Source organism: Solibacillus sp. CAU 1738 (assembly GCF_039888725.1).
Lineage (GTDB): Bacteria > Bacillota > Bacilli > Bacillales_A > Planococcaceae > Metasolibacillus.
On sequence record NZ_JBDQQN010000004.1, the window covers coordinates 233,171 to 248,454 of the forward strand.

Annotated in this window: 15 protein-coding genes and 1 tRNA gene; 3 read left to right on the forward strand and 13 right to left on the reverse strand. The window is 37.4% G+C overall.

Going from position 1 to position 15,284, the window contains the following annotated elements:
• Position 1: 1 nt before the first annotated feature.
• From AAFN87_RS13760 to AAFN87_RS13775, 4 genes are all read right to left on the reverse strand, one after another.
• Positions 2 to 1,186, reverse strand: coding sequence for a phosphoglycerate kinase (locus AAFN87_RS13760; protein ID WP_347791653.1), 1,185 nt, complete (start codon positions 1,184 to 1,186; stop codon positions 2 to 4).
• A 274-nt stretch (positions 1,187 to 1,460) separates the two neighbouring features.
• The gene (gap, locus tag AAFN87_RS13765) at positions 1,461 to 2,471 is read right to left on the reverse strand and encodes a type I glyceraldehyde-3-phosphate dehydrogenase (protein WP_347791654.1); all 1,011 of its coding nucleotides are present in this window, start codon (positions 2,469 to 2,471) and stop codon (positions 1,461 to 1,463) included.
• A gap of 44 nt (positions 2,472 to 2,515) precedes the next feature.
• Positions 2,516 to 3,547: a sugar-binding transcriptional regulator gene (locus AAFN87_RS13770; protein WP_347791655.1), complete on the reverse strand. Its 1,032-nt coding sequence runs from the start codon at positions 3,545 to 3,547 to the stop codon at positions 2,516 to 2,518.
• Positions 3,548 to 3,715: 168 nt separating this feature from the next.
• Positions 3,716 to 3,952, reverse strand: coding sequence for a glutaredoxin family protein (locus tag AAFN87_RS13775; protein ID WP_347791656.1), 237 nt, complete (start codon positions 3,950 to 3,952; stop codon positions 3,716 to 3,718).
• Positions 3,953 to 4,155: 203 nt separating this feature from the next.
• Between AAFN87_RS13775 and AAFN87_RS13780 the strand changes: the two genes are divergently transcribed.
• The gene (locus AAFN87_RS13780) at positions 4,156 to 4,773 is read left to right on the forward strand and encodes a spore coat protein (protein WP_347791657.1); all 618 of its coding nucleotides are present in this window, start codon (positions 4,156 to 4,158) and stop codon (positions 4,771 to 4,773) included.
• A 1,180-nt stretch (positions 4,774 to 5,953) separates the two neighbouring features.
• Here AAFN87_RS13780 and AAFN87_RS13785 read toward each other — a convergent pair.
• The gene (locus AAFN87_RS13785) at positions 5,954 to 6,247 is read right to left on the reverse strand and encodes a trypsin (protein WP_347791658.1); all 294 of its coding nucleotides are present in this window, start codon (positions 6,245 to 6,247) and stop codon (positions 5,954 to 5,956) included.
• Positions 6,248 to 6,392: 145 nt separating this feature from the next.
• On the opposite strand from AAFN87_RS13785, the gene AAFN87_RS13790 reads away from it, so the two are divergent.
• Positions 6,393 to 6,584 (forward strand): Arm DNA-binding domain-containing protein, encoded by a 192-nt coding sequence (locus AAFN87_RS13790; protein WP_347791659.1) that lies wholly within the window; start codon positions 6,393 to 6,395, stop codon positions 6,582 to 6,584.
• A gap of 105 nt (positions 6,585 to 6,689) precedes the next feature.
• On the opposite strand, the gene AAFN87_RS13795 is transcribed toward AAFN87_RS13790, so the two are convergent.
• Positions 6,690 to 6,761, reverse strand: a tRNA-Arg gene (locus AAFN87_RS13795).
• Between the two features lie 261 nt (positions 6,762 to 7,022).
• Between AAFN87_RS13795 and clpP the strand changes: the two genes are divergently transcribed.
• Positions 7,023 to 7,607 carry an ATP-dependent Clp endopeptidase proteolytic subunit ClpP gene (clpP, locus tag AAFN87_RS13800; RefSeq protein ID WP_347791660.1) on the forward strand — a complete coding sequence of 195 codons (585 nt, stop codon included), beginning with the start codon at positions 7,023 to 7,025 and terminating at the stop codon, positions 7,605 to 7,607.
• Positions 7,608 to 7,958: 351 nt separating this feature from the next.
• Here the strand turns inward: clpP and AAFN87_RS13805 are convergent, their stop codons facing one another.
• The 7 genes from AAFN87_RS13805 to AAFN87_RS13835 form a co-directional block, all read right to left on the reverse strand.
• Positions 7,959 to 8,216: an HPr family phosphocarrier protein gene (locus tag AAFN87_RS13805; RefSeq protein WP_347791661.1), complete on the reverse strand. Its 258-nt coding sequence runs from the start codon at positions 8,214 to 8,216 to the stop codon at positions 7,959 to 7,961.
• A 110-nt stretch (positions 8,217 to 8,326) separates the two neighbouring features.
• A complete protein-coding gene (whiA, locus tag AAFN87_RS13810; protein WP_347791662.1) occupies positions 8,327 to 9,268 on the reverse strand; it encodes a DNA-binding protein WhiA in 942 nt (313 codons plus the stop codon).
• 56 nt (positions 9,269 to 9,324) lie between these two features.
• Positions 9,325 to 10,314 (reverse strand): gluconeogenesis factor YvcK family protein, encoded by a 990-nt coding sequence (locus AAFN87_RS13815; RefSeq protein ID WP_347791663.1) that lies wholly within the window; start codon positions 10,312 to 10,314, stop codon positions 9,325 to 9,327.
• 4 nt (positions 10,315 to 10,318) lie between these two features.
• On the reverse strand, positions 10,319 to 11,209 hold the full coding sequence (gene rapZ / locus AAFN87_RS13820) for an RNase adapter RapZ (protein WP_347791664.1): 891 nt from the start codon (positions 11,207 to 11,209) through the stop codon (positions 10,319 to 10,321).
• Positions 11,210 to 11,222: 13 nt separating this feature from the next.
• Entirely contained in the window at positions 11,223 to 11,690 is a 468-nt protein-coding gene (locus AAFN87_RS13825; RefSeq protein ID WP_347791665.1) for an NUDIX domain-containing protein, read from the reverse strand.
• A 298-nt stretch (positions 11,691 to 11,988) separates the two neighbouring features.
• Positions 11,989 to 12,933, reverse strand: coding sequence for a thioredoxin-disulfide reductase (gene trxB / locus AAFN87_RS13830; RefSeq protein ID WP_347791666.1), 945 nt, complete (start codon positions 12,931 to 12,933; stop codon positions 11,989 to 11,991).
• 80 nt (positions 12,934 to 13,013) lie between these two features.
• Positions 13,014 to 14,534, reverse strand: coding sequence for a tetratricopeptide repeat protein (locus AAFN87_RS13835; protein WP_481886478.1), 1,521 nt, complete (start codon positions 14,532 to 14,534; stop codon positions 13,014 to 13,016).
• Positions 14,535 to 15,284 lie beyond the last annotated feature (750 nt).

Consider the following 15,284-nt stretch of genomic DNA (forward strand, 5'->3'; position numbering starts at 1 on the left):
ATTATTTATCATTTAAAGCAACGATTCCAGGAAGCTCTTTGCCTTCCATTAACTCTAAGCTTGCGCCGCCACCTGTTGAAATATGATTCATTTTGTCTGCTACGTTGAATTTCTCAACTGCTGCCGCTGAATCACCACCACCGATAATAGTGTAGCCAGCTGTTGCTGCCATTGCATCCGCCACTGTTTTCGTGCCGTTTGCGAATTTTTCCATTTCGAATACACCCATAGGACCATTCCAAATAATTAATTTGGACTTTTCAATTACTTGTGCATATTGTTCTGCTGTTTTTGGTCCGATATCTAGACCCATCCAGTCAGAAGGAATTGCATCTACATTAACAACTTTTGTGTCTGCATCTTTAGAGAACTCATTTGCTACAACCGCATCGATTGGCATATGAAGCTCTACGCCTTTTTCTTTTGCTTTTTCAATAAACGACTTCGCAAGCTCAATTTTATCTTCCTCTAGTAATGATTTGCCAATGTCATGACCTTGCGCTTTAATGAACGTAAATGATAAGCCGCCACCGATAATTAAGTGATCTACTTTATCTAATAAGTTTTCGATTACGCCGATTTTATCTTTCACTTTGGCACCGCCGATAATTGCAGTAAATGGACGATCAGGATTTGATAGTGCCTTACCAAGTACATCAAGTTCCTTCTCCATTAATAACCCAGACACAGCAGGTAAATACTTAGCAATACCTTCAGTCGTTGCGTGTGCACGGTGAGCCGCGCCAAATGCATCATTTACATAAAGGTCAGCTAATTTTGCGAATGCTTTTGCTAGCTCTTCATCGTTTTTCTCTTCACCTTTATGGAAGCGTACATTTTCAAGTAATACAATATCGCCGTCCTGCATTTTAGCAACTTCTGCTTCCACTGCTTCACCGATTGATTCGTCTAGTTTAGTTACAGGACGTTCGATTAATTCAGCTAAGCGTGTGCCAACAGCTGTTAGGCGCATGTCTTCTTTTACTTCGCCTTTTGGACGACCTAAGTGAGAAGCTAAAATTACTTTTGCACCTGCATCGACTAATTGCTGAATCGTAGGCAATGCTGCACGAATTCTCGTGTCATCTGTAATTGTGCCTTCATCCATCGGTACATTAAAATCTACACGTACAAATACGCGCTTTCCTTTTACGTCTACATCATTCATCGTCTTCTTTAAAAACATGAAGAAAACCCTCCTTCAATTTTGAGCAAAAGGCAGATACCTTTTCTTATTTAAAATCGACTTTCCGATATTATAGTACCAAAAAGTCTCTATGTATGTCTTGCAAGGACAAAGCGTCTCCTTTGTCATTTACAAAAAGGAGCGACTCGGTAAACCGCTCGCTCCTCACCCTTATACATTATAATTGTTACTACATATAAAGGCTATACTTTTCATGTACGAATTCCTTTAATATGACACACTTTTTCATAAAGTTTCAAAAAGTATGACACATTTATTTCAAATCGCCTTGTTTAGTTACGTATAGCGCTAAATCCATCAATCGTGTTGAGTAACCGATTTCGTTATCGTACCAAGCTAGTACTTTCACCAATTGCCCTTCCATGACCATTGTCGATAAGCTATCTATAGTTGAAGATGCAGGATTACCGTTGAAGTCGATTGAAACTAAAGGTAACTCAGTATAATCTAATATACCTTTTAACTCACCTTCCGACGCTTCTTTTAATGCTGCATTCACAGATTCTTTTGTTACTGCACTATTTAGTTCTACGACTAAGTCTACGCAAGAAACGTTTGGTGTTGGTACACGCATAGAGAAGCCGTCTAGTTTACCTTTTAATTGTGGTAAAACTTTAGACACCGCAACTGCTGCACCTGTTGTTGTTGGAATCATAGACACTGCGCCGGCACGTGCACGACGTGGGTCAGAGTGCGGGAAATCTAAAATTCGCTGATCATTCGTGTATGAGTGAATTGTTGTCATCATTCCACGTTTAATACCGAATTTTTCATCTAACACTTTTGCCACTGGTGCTAAGCAGTTTGTTGTACAAGATGCATTTGAAATGACATCCTGTGACGGATCATATTGTGTATGATTCACACCCATTACGTATGTTGGCATCTCACCTTTTGCTGGTGCAGAAAGAATTGCTTTTTTCGCGCCCGCTTCAATGTGCTTTGATACTTCCTCCATTGATCGGAATTTACCTGTGCATTCAAGTACAACATCTACCCCTAGAGAGCCCCATGGTAGATTTGCAGGATCTTTTTCCGAGAATACGCGAACACGCTTGCCGTTTACGATGAATGCATCTTCTTCTGCTTGTACGTCTGCATCATATACACCGTGAACTGAGTCGTATTTTAGTAAATGCGCTAATTGACCAGCGTCTGTTAAATCATTTACTGCAACAACTTCGAACTCTTCATGTTTCATCGCTTCACGGAATACTAAACGGCCGATACGACCAAATCCATTAATTGCTAATTGTAATGCCATGTATAATTCCTCCAAAAAATTTATTTATAAGAGCGATTTGCTCGTTATATATGTTTTAATATTTCATTTGCAGCACTTTCATCAGTAATAAAGACCGTCTGCTTTGCTGCATTTTTAAAATAGGCTTGAATGGCTTTCGCTTTATGAATACCACCAGCAATCGCAATGACTACATCAGACTTTTTGACTTGCTCAAGCTGAATACCAACTGTACGAATATGATGTACAATTTGCCCTTGTTCATCAAAATAATATCCGAATGCTTCTCCGACTGCGCCTTTTTTTAGTAGCAAAGCTTTATCTTTCTCACTACTATTACGGCGTTCAGCCATTTCCTCTGCTGCACCAATGCCGTGAATAACAATATTAACCTCGTCATAAAGTGCCATCATCTCTTTAACTATCGGCTCCTCTTTCATGGCGCTATATGCCTGCTCGCTTAGTTGCTCTGGTAGAAAAAGTGTACGATACTTGCTATTACTTTTAGCTGCAAATTGTGCTACAAGTGTGTTTGCTTGCATCGTCATTTCATCGCCAATACCACCACGAGCTGCAATAAACTGCGCTGTGTTCAAAGGCTTTTGCGGTTGCAAATACGGGCCCATTGCCGCAACAGAACTACCACCTGTAATGGCTATTTGGCTATTTGGCTTTGCGTAGTCAACTAATACACTATTTGCTTCTTTGCCAAGCATTGCATATGTTGTGGAATCCGTTTCGACATTGCCATGTACGATGATGACGTGATCAATATTAAAAGCTTCTTTTAGCTTTTGTTCTTTTTTAGCAATGCCCGTAAGCTCATGGAATAATTCCTTTAACTGCTCAAGAGCGGCTTCTCCAATTTCTGTACATACCATTCCCTTTGAATGAATGTCGATAAGTTGCTGTTCGTTTAAAATTTGCATTTCGTTGCGTATATCGCGTTCAGTCAACTGTAACGCTTCTGCCAACGTGCGTCTGCCTATTGGTCCTTGCAAATAAATTATTTGTAACATGCGATACCGCTTTTTTAATAGCGTATCCATTTCCGGCAATAGTTTGCGCTGTGCCTCGAAAAAAGTTTTTTTGTCCAAAAAATCACCTACTACAGTATAGTTGGGCGTTTTTTGTCCCACTAATACAAATTATGTCCCACTATGGGTAAAAAAAATATTTCTTGCATTCATTATAACTTGAATTACATTTTAACGCAATGAGTTCCCTCTGAATTTTACAAATATTCAACAATAGAAACGCTTAGCCTATTCGCTTAGCGCTTCTACTAACGTCACATAATCTAAACGCCCGTATTGTAGTATTTCTCCTGCATATTCCGCAACCGGAATCATCAGCATATATTTCTCATGTATTTCGTCATTTTCTTCTATATTAATTATTTCGAGATGAAACGGAATATCTTCTTGTACGAGTTTTAGCGTCACGAGTCCTTCTTCGCACAATTCACAATCAGGCTTTGAATAATACATCACTTTTTGCATGAAATACGCTCCTTTTCTATGTTCATTATAACTGAACGTCATGAAAGAAAGGTACTGACTTGCATATTCTTTTTGAATTTCCATTTAGTTCAAAAAAAGTAATCATTAAAAGCTATTTGCCTTACATTGATAAGGAAAACGCATAATATACCGTTTATAAGACAAACTATACTATGTATTACATTCTGATTGGAGGAAACAAAATGACAGGTGAATTTCAACAACAACAAGGACAACAACCAAATATGCCACTTTCAAATAATCATGGAGGACATGAATTATTCGACGTACATGAAGTACTTAGTTCAATGATTGGCGCTTTAAATCAATGCGTGCTTTTACGTGATAAAATTCAAGATCCAGAGCTTCTTTCTATTATGGACAGACAGTATGCATTTATGCTAGACGAATATAATATTACAGTTGAGGCATATAAAACGGGGCATGATCCGAAGCATCCAACACGTAGCTATAATATGCAAACTGACAATGACTTTACGTACGGTATTACACCAGGTGAGCCGAAAAAGCCAATGCAATCTGCAAATGAGATTGATGACTCCATTATTGCTGGTTTTATGCTAGCGATGCATAAAGCAGGGGCGAAAGGCAAAACAGCGGCAGCGCTTGAAACATGTAACCCCGTGCTTCGACGCGTATTGCAAGATTCCGTTCCGAACTGTGTAGAAATGGCATATGAAGTTTCGATTTATCAAAATAAAAAGGGTAATTACCAAGTCCCTCAACTATCCCCAACAGATATGCAAGCAATGCTAAATATGTACGGCCAAGGACAAATGGCTAAAAATATGCCAAACTAAGGCGTACTATTTACGCCTTCACAACACATAACGAAAACTCCGAAATAAGGATATCGAAAAAGCCATCACAAATTGTGATGGCTTTTATTATATAAAACCTTTCAAACATCTATTTAAACTAGATTGTTTGTTATTAAAAATTTAGAAAGAATGAAGTTGAGATAAAATGTAATCGGTACAGTGTTTCATTTTATCCCTATCTGTTCATTCCCCTTACATCGATTAGGCTGCTAAACTAACCATTGTAATTAGGTCGTGCTATACAAATATATAATTGAAACAGTAAAATGGTGCCCTCAGAGGCATAGTATAATAATTGGTAAAAGGCTATACATCAGCATTTTCAATACTTATGTGTAATGCTGAAAAAATGTGTCGCACTTCGCATTTACTACAACTTTTAATACTGTACTAATTATCGCTACGCTTTTCAAGTATTATTACTTAATAAAAAAAAATAATTGCAGATTATAATGTTTGAAGGCAGTGAGTTTCCGTTTGACGATGAGTTTAATATCTAATATTGGAAGGTATTTATCTAATTGCATGTAGTATTTATCAAACCAAGCGAGTTATTTATCTAATACCAGAAGTTATTTATCTTAAGCTTTTTCAATCGAATACAATTTACTAAGAAAAGGCATTTCACTACAAGATGCCCCTAGCTCCCCTCTTCATGCCACACCTAAAAGTCGCATTATCTTGTAATTGCATAATAAATAACATAAAGCCAACTGAATAATCCGTGAATTATCGCCCATAATATCGATTTGTGTAAACTCCACGATATCGTAATAGCTAAAACCGACCCAAATCCTATTCCATTTTTCACCACTTTTTTATTATCCAATGTCACTCCCCCTTTCTTCCTTTAACATCCAATTTAATTAATAGTAACAGGCAATTTGATTGCACTATTTACAAAAAGCTTTAATATCGAGTGTACATTCTTCCATCGCTAAATCTCAACTGTATAGTTTTTTGTCATTAAGTACATTAGTTAATAAAATAATAGAGCAGCAATTATTTAATGCCACTCTACAACTTTTACTTTAATTTTCTTACAACTGTAGTACAATGTATAATTTCATTAATCGAATTATTACAATTGTAGTAAAATAAGGTCAAATATATAAACCGATCGGACACTATACTGTGGAAGGCTTTTAATTTCTGCGCACTATCTTTTTACTTCACTTTCGGCAAAGTACTCTGCAATCATCGGAGCAGCTATACGTATATCGTTCACTTCGGCATACTTGCGCTCCGCTTCCGCTAAATTAGCGTATGTAAAACTTTTTACGACTTCAAATTTATCTAAGTCTAAATCAAATATTTCGTCACTCTCTGCTCTGTAATAAAGTACTTCTACGATTAATTTATGGCGGTCGAGCGTCACCATTACGTATTCTGACAATTCATCAAAAGTCATAAATACGTTAACTTTCATATGTTCAGCGCTATTCATAATCATGTTACCACCCCTTTTTCCTACTTTTTCGACATCTAGTACAATAATCCTTTTTTTAAAAACAAAAAGACCACTCTCTTCAATAATTAACCTATAAGAGATCGAGATCATGCGCTTGTCTTTTATTGCACTAGCTAAAAGAAATTAAATGTGGCAAGCATTACAAAATGGGGTACACTTTGCGGACGGCAAAAGTCGATCGATTCGTAAAGGGGAGTTTAAAACTAAAAAGGACGCTCGAATTGCAGCAGTTGAAGTTGAAGCTCGATTACAAAAAGGTGCTAAAGTCGTGACTAAAAACATCCCTTTTGTGGAATGCTTTAGAAATTGGAAAGCGTAATTTCTTAATACAACTCTTCAAACTAAAAAATCATCAAAAACGTTGATAATTCAACATCCTTGACGACTAACAAAATTTTATTAACAAATTAATTTAACCGTAAAGCGCCCTCGGAGGGAATCGAACCCCCAGCGGAAGAACCGGAATCTTCAGTGTTATCCATTACACCACGAGGACATTAGCAAAAAATAAAACTCGTAAAGAGCTTATGAAAAATATGTTTAGTTATGATTAAAAAAGGGCAATTTAATCATTTAGCAAAATAAATTAGCGACTTTCCTATTATACAAATGTCTATGTAACATTTCAACTGTTAAACGCAGAGTTTTTATTTGACCTTTCTTGACTATTCTGTGTATGATAATGGTACAGCTGAAACAATTCAACATATTCAGCATTCAGTACACGAAATTACCTTTTTAAAAGGAGGATTTTTTTATGAATTTAATCCCTACAGTTATTGAACAAACAAACCGTGGTGAACGTGCGTATGACATTTATTCTCGTTTACTAAAAGACCGTATTATTTTATTAGGAAGCGCAATTGATGATAACGTAGCTAACTCGATTGTTGCACAATTACTATTCCTAGAAGCAGAAGATCCAGATAAAGACATTTCTCTTTACATTAACTCACCAGGCGGATCAATTACTGCAGGTATGGCAATTTATGACACAATGAACTTCATTAAACCGAAAGTACAAACAATTTGTATCGGTATGGCAGCATCAATGGGTGCATTCCTGCTTTCTGCTGGTGAGCCAGGTAAACGCTTTGCACTACCAAACGCTGAAGTAATGATCCATCAACCACTTGGCGGCGCACAAGGTCAAGCGACAGAAATTGAAATTGCTGCAAAACGTATTTTATTCTTACGTGAAAAATTAAACCGTATTATGTCTGAAAATACAGGTCAAGATTTCGAAACATTATCACGTGATACTGATCGTGACAACTTCATGACTGCTGAGCAAGCAAAAGCATACGGCTTAATCGATGAAATTTTAATCCGTAATAAATAAGACAATAAATGAGAAACTGCGTAGAAGGAATTGCTTCTAGCGCAGTTTTTTTATGTTTTTCGTGAAAAAGCCACGGTCGCTATCTTAAGTTGCATAAAAAATTTGATTTACAATTACGTGTGAAGCAAAGTTTTATTTATCTAATCAGCTAATTAATCAACCTTGCTCGCAAAATAAATATATCTCACGGCTTTTCAAACAAAGATAGCGCTTATGATCCAGCGACTTTTATTCGATTTTCCTCGAACATAAAAAGAGTGTAGACAAAGTCTTTTAACTTTATCTACACATCATTTTGGAGCTACTATCAGATTGTGTTGAAAGGATTTAGCAACAGGCTAATTTACTCTCTTAATCTTCTTGTCCGATTAATGAAGCGAGTGCTGCTACTGCTTTTTCGGCATCATCACCATCTGCTGTTAATATAACAGCGGTGCCTTTAGCAATTGCTAAGCTCATAATGCCCATAATGGATTTAGCATTTACTTTTTTCTCATCTTTTGTTAAAAATACATCGGCTTTATAGCGATTTGCTTCTTGCACGAAAAGGGCAGCTTGTCTCGCTTGTAAGCCTGTTTTTAATTTTACTTCTACTTGATTTTCAACCATTTACATTTCTCCCTTTCATAACCGTTCGTCCGTATAGCTTTATCTTATCGAATTGGTGCCAAAAGAACAATGCTTATGAATCGGTTTTTGTATTCGTTTTCAAAATTTTTTCACAACTGTTCACCACGACGCAATGCATCGGCAATTTCATCAATTTTTCGCAGTCTATGATTTACTCCCGATTTACTTACGACTCCTGTCGATACCATTTCCCCTAACTCTTTTAATGTAACGTCTTGGTATTCTACACGGAGTCTCGCAATTTCACGCAATTTTTCAGGCAATTGATCTAAACCTAATACGCTGTCAATAAAGCGGATATTGTCAACTTGTCGAAGTGCTGCACCAATTGTTTTATTTAAATTCGCAGTTTCGCAGTTTACAATACGATTTACACTATTACGCATATCACGCACGATACGCACATCCTCAAATTTTAACATCGCTTGGTGCGCCCCGACTAAGCTTAGGAAATCTGAAATTTTTTCGGCTTCTTTTAAATACGTTACAAAGCCTTTTTTACGTTCAATTGTTTTCGCATTAAGCTGATATTCATTCATTAAATCTGCAAGTGCCTCGCCATGCTCTTTATATAATGAGTACACTTCTAAATGATATGACGATGTTTCCGGATTATTCACAGATCCTCCAGCTAAAAATGCACCTCTTAAATATGCACGTTTTTGACTATTTTTCTGAATGAGGGATTTCGCGATTGTATGATTAAACTGAAAATCATCCGAAATGATTTGTAAGTCTGTTAATAACTCACGCGCACCGTCCCGCACACGACAAATGTATACATTATTTTTCTTTAATCGCATTTTTTTACGTACAAGCAATTCTACATTATACGGATAAAGTTTTTTCATGATCGTATAAAGACGTCTTGCAATTGCCGCATTTTCTGTTTGCACATCTAAACTTAACTGCTTGTTTGTAAAGGATAAAGAACCGTTCATGCGTATTAGGGCTGAAACTTCTGCCTTTAAGCTGCTGTCATCCGTCTCTACTTGAGTGAGCTCTTTTTTCGTTTCAGATGCAAATGACATATATGTTTCCCCCTTTCTAGTAATGAATATGTAGATTCATAATAACATACATATTTTTATGTTCTCGTTTTTTCTTTTCCCTGTGGTTTTTGCACATATTCTACTAACCATTTTGTTACGTTTGCTGCATGGTGACGTACTGTATCGTTGTTAATAAGCGCTATTTCTCTTTTGACAATTTCAATACCCATTTCTGTTATACGCTCTGTATCAAAAACAACAGGTGCTGCATTTTCTTCTTTATATTTTTCAATCACAGCTTGTGGCATCTCAAAATCATTAATAAGAACAGTATTAATAAAAGGTTCACCAACATGCTCGTGGATAGCAGCAATATGATCTGCCGCAGTATAGTTAATCGTTTCACCTTTTTGCGTCATTAAGTTGCAAATGTATATTTTATGAGCTTTTGCACGAGCGACAGCCGTTCCTATTTCTTGAACTAGTAGATTAGGAATGATACTCGTATACAAACTTCCAGGGCCAACTAAAATATAGTCTGCCCGGTTAATAGCACGAATCGCTGCTGGAATTGGTTCAATTTCACCCGGAGATAAAAAGACACGCTTGATTGGAATAGTCGTATTTGGGATACGAGATTCCCCTTCAATAAAGGTGCCGTCTTCGAGCTCTGCATGCAAAGTCACTTTTTTATTTGCAGCAGGTATTACTTTACCATGTACATTTAAAACTTTACTCATCTCTGCAATCGCATGGCTAAAATCCCCGGTAATATCCGTTAAGGCTGTTAACATTAAATTACCTAGGGAATGTCCACCTAACGCTTCAGATTGCGAAAATCGATATTGAAACATTTGTTCAACAAGTGGCTCGACATCTGATAGGGCAGCAATGACGTTACGCACATCTCCAGGGGGCGGAATATCGTAATCATCGCGTATACGCCCCGAGGAACCACCGTCATCTGCTACAGTAACAATCGCTGTAATATCAAAAGGACCTTTTTTTAGTCCGCGCAATACAGTAGAAAGACCCGTGCCTCCACCAATTACAACAATTCGTGTACGAGTAGTCCTTTTTTTCATTACATCAATCCTTTCTATGATTGATATCTCTATGTGTAATTACCGTATTTTCTGTTTGCCCAAGTAACTTTCCGAAATATTCCGCAAGTGTTACGGAACGGTGTTGGCCACCTGTACAGCCAAACGCAATAACGAGTTGTGATTTCCCCTCGTTTTTATAGTGGGGAACCATGAATTGGAATAAATCCGTCAGTTTTGTAATGAGTTGCTGCGTTTCTTCTGTTGCTAATACATAAGAAGATACTTCTGTTTGTAAGCCCGTTTTATGGCGCAATTCTTCTACATAATAAGGATTTTTTAAAAAACGAACGTCAAATACTAAATCTGCATCAATCGGAATGCCATGCTTAAAGCCAAATGACATAACATTCACTGAAAATGTCGGTGTACTCGAATGTGAAAATTCAGTCGAGATCTTTTCACGTAATTCACGCGGTTTCAGTTTTGATGTATTAATAACCGTTTTTGCACGTCCTTTAATTTCCGACAATAGTTCACGCTCTAATTTAATTCCTTCTAGCGGCAAACCTGTTGGTGCTAATGGATGCGAACGACGCGTTTCTTTGTATCGGCGGACAAGCGTTTCATCATCTGCATCTAAAAATACAATACGTCCTCGTACATCCTCTTCAGCTTGTAATTCGTCTAAAGCATCGATTACTGATTCAAAAAACTCCCGACCTCGTAAATCCATTACAACTGCTATGCGCGAAATTTCTTTCTTTGAATTGCGCAATAGTGCTAAAAATGTAATTAATAAATCTGGCGGAATATTATCTATACAATAAAACCCTAAATCCTCAAAGCTTTGGACAGCAACCGTTTTTCCAGCTCCCGACATACCTGTAATAATGACTACTTCATGTGCATTGTTCTGACTACTCACACTATTCATCCCCTCTGGTTTGCTACTGTTCAATCGATGTTTGTATTGTTTCACTTATTAATTCAAATTGCTCTGTATATTCAAATGTACCATACTGCATCCCTTTATTTAATGCAGCAAATAATAAATTCGTTCGGTCTCCCTCTGCCATCGGGATTTCGCGTAAATCCTCAATCGTATACCAACCAAGCTTTCCTTCCCGAGTTTCTTCAAAAGGAGTGCCTTCGATACCATGTGCAATAAATGTGTAAAGCATCCATTCATCCACTACTTCGTCACCGCGCTTAATGAGCATCGTATAAATACCTTTTAAATGCACATTTTTCGGCGTAGTATTTGTTTCTTCCTCGAATTCACGTATCGCAGCCTCGTAAATCGATTCTCCGATTTCCATTTTCCCACCGGGGGCTACAAACCAACCACGTCTCGGTTTTTGTAGTAATAATACTTTCCCATCTTGTATTGCTAACAAGTTTGCAATTCTTTGCATTATTTACACCTCAAATCTGTGCTCTTTTCATTATTATACCTTGTATCATATCGTCGTTACAAAGGGATACGCTATTACACTTAAATGCATTCGCTTGCTTACACTCAGGCAAGGCACTCCGTCTTCGTAAAAACATTTGCACCAATGCATACATAATTATATGACACAAAAAAATAGGCTGTCTCTGCTTCATATGCAGAAACAACCTAAAATACAATATTTCAAAAGGGAGATTTACTAATACTTGTAGTATATCCCTTTTATATTGCAAGGAAGTTACAGTTTTATTAAGTAATGGTTAAAATTCAAACTTTTCTTTCAATTCTTCAATAAAATGCTGTGCAGATTGTGCTGCAATACTGCCATCACCAGTTGCCGTTACAATTTGTCGTAACATTTTATCACGAACGTCACCCGCAGCAAAAATACCAGGTACAGATGTTTCCATTTTTTCATTCGTTACAACATAGCCAGCTTCGTTTAAAATATTCAAGCTTGCAAATGGAGCAGTTAATGGCACCATCCCGATATAAACGAACACACCATCTGTTGTAAATTCAGTTTCTGTTCCGTCCACTGTAGATACAAGTGTTACGCTACCTACTTTACCGTTATCTTCGTGCACTTCTTTCACCGTAGAATTCCATATGAAATCGATTTTTTCATTCGCAAATGCACGGTCTTGAAGAATTTTTTGTGCACGTAATTTATCGCGACGATGAACAATCGTTACTTTATTTGCAAAGCGAGTTAAGTAAACACCTTCCTCGACTGCAGAGTCACCGCCACCTACAACTACTAGGTTTTTTTGTTTAAAAAATGCGCCATCACAAACAGCACAGTAACTTACACCGCGACCACCAAGCTCTTTTTCACCTGGGATGCCCATTTTTTTATATTCTGCACCTGTTGAAATAATAATCGCACGAGTTTTATATTCTTTGTTACCTGATTTAATTGTTTTATATTGTTCGCCATCAATAATTTCTGACACGTCACCGTATGCATACTCTGCGCCGAATTTTTTCGCGTGGTCGAACATTTTCGTTGATAATTCTGGTCCTAAAATATGGTCAAATCCAGGGTAGTTTTCCACTTCCTCTGTATTAGCCATTTGTCCACCTGGGATACCGCGCTCGATCATTAACGTAGAAAGGTTTGCACGAGACGTATATACTGCAGCTGTCATACCTGCAGGACCTGCACCGATAATTACTACATCATAAATTTTTTCTTCTGTCATGTTATTTCCTCCTCAAACTTCACGAACTACTTAATTACATCGTATACGATTGATATATGTTATTCAAATTTAATGCTTTCCTAAGCAAACTCCGACGGTACAAACTCTATTAGCTCATTCATATATTTTGTCAAAGTTGCAGCAGTAGTACCGTATTTTTCGGCATATTGCTTTTTCGTCACATTATAGTCCATTGAGGAGTGGAACATGAAATCAGCCGCCGCTGCAAGTGCCTCAATATTTTTAAATGAATAACCAGCTTCCAATGCTACTTCACTAAGTGCAAACCATAATTGTAGTACAGATGCTGTTTCAAGCTGAATAGAACCATAATTGTCAGCAATCATTTCTGCTACTTCCATTAGGCGAACGAAATGCTTTTCAACATCTACTTTTGGATTGAATTTATGGCCTAGCGCATAGGCTAAGCATAATTTTTCCACGTCATTATATTGAGAAACGTCAATCCACTTTGGATGCGCGATAATTTCTTGCTTATGTGCTGAGAGATTCAGTAGAAAGAAGCCGAATAAGCGATCAGCAGTGTAGTTATTATTAATCTTCTCCACAATTAAATCGCGGTTATGTTCAAATGATGTGCTTTTTGCGTTAAAGTCGCCTTGAAGCCATGGTTCAAAGCCTTCTTTTGTCGGGTCTAGCTCTACAAGCGTTTTCCAGGTTGCTCGCGCAATATCCTCATAACCTGAAAAATATGCTGCTTGTGACAACCAGAAGTAAAAGCCTGTATCCCCTTCATATCCACGCTTGCTCATTGAACGAAGCCATTTATACGCTGTTTCGTATTCGCCAATTAACGCCAATGTTGCTCCTAGTTTATAGCGATTATCCCAGTCATACGGCTGAATTTTTTTTAGTACGTCTAGTAATTCGTTTAGTTCTTCTTCATTTTTTTCGTAATAAGCAATAACAGTTAAATTACAAAGCGCGTGCAAGTTTCCATGATTTTCACGTAATACTTGGTGTAATATCGCTCGTGCTTGCTCGGCTTCACCGATATAAAAATAAGCGAGAGATAAATTATTATACGCTGGCCATGCATCAGGAAATTGTTCGATTAACTGTTCGAGAACTTCAATAGCTTTTGGAAATTCACCTTGCTCCATTAAACGGCGAGCCTTTTCTTGTGCGACCATTTTTTCAGTATCTTGCTCGTCGTAGCTTTCAATCATATCTTGTTCGATCTCAACAAAATCTAAAATTTCATACGCGTCGAGTGCGTACATACCATCAGGTGCTAGCTCTAAATACTTTTCCGCATATTTCTTTGCATCGTGGACAAGCCCGATACAGCCAGATACATCAGCTAGCAAAAAAATAATGTCTGCATCGTTTGGATCTAAACTATGTGCTGTATGAATTAGTTCATAAGCATTTTCATAATTTTGCGCTTCAATTTCTAATAATCCATATTGGCTTAATACTTGTGCGTCATCTGGACTTAATTCCGCAGCGCGTTTTAAATATTTATACGCTTTATCCATTTTATCTCTTTCAATGGCTTTGAGCGCTTTTTCGTAATAATAGTCGCCATTTGGCACAAAAGATACTACATTGCCTTTTTTTTGATGTTTATTTTCCAACATATTTCCTCCGAAACAAGAAAAATAAGGAACGTAATCCACGTCCCTCACACAATGGTTCTATTATAGCACAAACCGCTATTTAGTCATTTATTTCTACGCATGCAAATAATTATTTTCTACTACTGTCGTTGTTCTATATTAAATCTGTACTAAAAAGCTTGTTGTTTAAACATGAATGCGATACCGTTGATTTCCGTTCCAGGCGGACGCTTTCCGCGGGCACTGCTCCAACTTCCCTTTTTCGTGCAAACGAAAAAGGATGATTTTCCGCTAGTGCGACTGTCGCTAAGCTTTCGCCGCAATAAACATTGCTGTTCCCGCAGGAGTCACCGCCTTCCACTCCAATCAACTAGTGTATGCTAAAAGAAAAACTTCCTATCCATTCCTTCATATGGTGAAGAAAAGCCAAAACAATGAACGTAGCCAACTATATAAGCTTACAATTGAACAGCAATGGCGCAAGACTAATGTTCACTTTACGGATTTTCAGTGACCTTATCACTTTCTTGCTTCGAGTACTCCTAGCACTTCATAGATGTCTACTTTTTGTACCTGTCGCTGTGCTTTCGGTACAGAAATACATGTATTGGTCATTCGGTTTTATCGTTTATTATGTCTTTCTTCGAGTACTCCTAGCACTTCATAGATGTCTACTTTTTGTACCTGGTCGCTGTGCTTTCGGTACAGAAATACATGTATTGGTCATTCGGTTTTATCGTTTATTATGTCTTTCTTCGAGTATTCCTA

What these genes read in the sequence shown, in the direction of transcription:
- AAFN87_RS13760 (WP_347791653.1), bottom strand. Translation starts at nt 1,186, where the DNA reads ATGTTTTTAAAGAAGACGATGAATGATGTAGACGTAAAAGGAAAGCGC.
- gap (WP_347791654.1), bottom strand. Translation starts at nt 2,471, where the DNA reads ATGGCATTACAATTAGCAATTAATGGATTTGGTCGTATCGGCCGTTTA.
- AAFN87_RS13775 (WP_347791656.1), bottom strand. Translation starts at nt 3,952, where the DNA reads ATGCAAAAAGTGATGTATTATTCAAAGCCTGATTGTGAATTGTGCGAA.
- AAFN87_RS13780 (WP_347791657.1), top strand. Translation starts at nt 4,156, where the DNA reads ATGACAGGTGAATTTCAACAACAACAAGGACAACAACCAAATATGCCA.
- AAFN87_RS13785 (WP_347791658.1), bottom strand. Translation starts at nt 6,247, where the DNA reads ATGATTATGAATAGCGCTGAACATATGAAAGTTAACGTATTTATGACT.
- AAFN87_RS13790 (WP_347791659.1), top strand. Translation starts at nt 6,393, where the DNA reads ATGTGGCAAGCATTACAAAATGGGGTACACTTTGCGGACGGCAAAAGT.
- clpP (WP_347791660.1), top strand. Translation starts at nt 7,023, where the DNA reads ATGAATTTAATCCCTACAGTTATTGAACAAACAAACCGTGGTGAACGT.
- AAFN87_RS13805 (WP_347791661.1), bottom strand. Translation starts at nt 8,216, where the DNA reads ATGGTTGAAAATCAAGTAGAAGTAAAATTAAAAACAGGCTTACAAGCG.
- whiA (WP_347791662.1), bottom strand. Translation starts at nt 9,268, where the DNA reads ATGTCATTTGCATCTGAAACGAAAAAAGAGCTCACTCAAGTAGAGACG.
- AAFN87_RS13815 (WP_347791663.1), bottom strand. Translation starts at nt 10,314, where the DNA reads ATGAAAAAAAGGACTACTCGTACACGAATTGTTGTAATTGGTGGAGGC.
- rapZ (WP_347791664.1), bottom strand. Translation starts at nt 11,209, where the DNA reads ATGAATAGTGTGAGTAGTCAGAACAATGCACATGAAGTAGTCATTATT.
- AAFN87_RS13825 (WP_347791665.1), bottom strand. Translation starts at nt 11,690, where the DNA reads ATGCAAAGAATTGCAAACTTGTTAGCAATACAAGATGGGAAAGTATTA.
- trxB (WP_347791666.1), bottom strand. Translation starts at nt 12,933, where the DNA reads ATGACAGAAGAAAAAATTTATGATGTAGTAATTATCGGTGCAGGTCCT.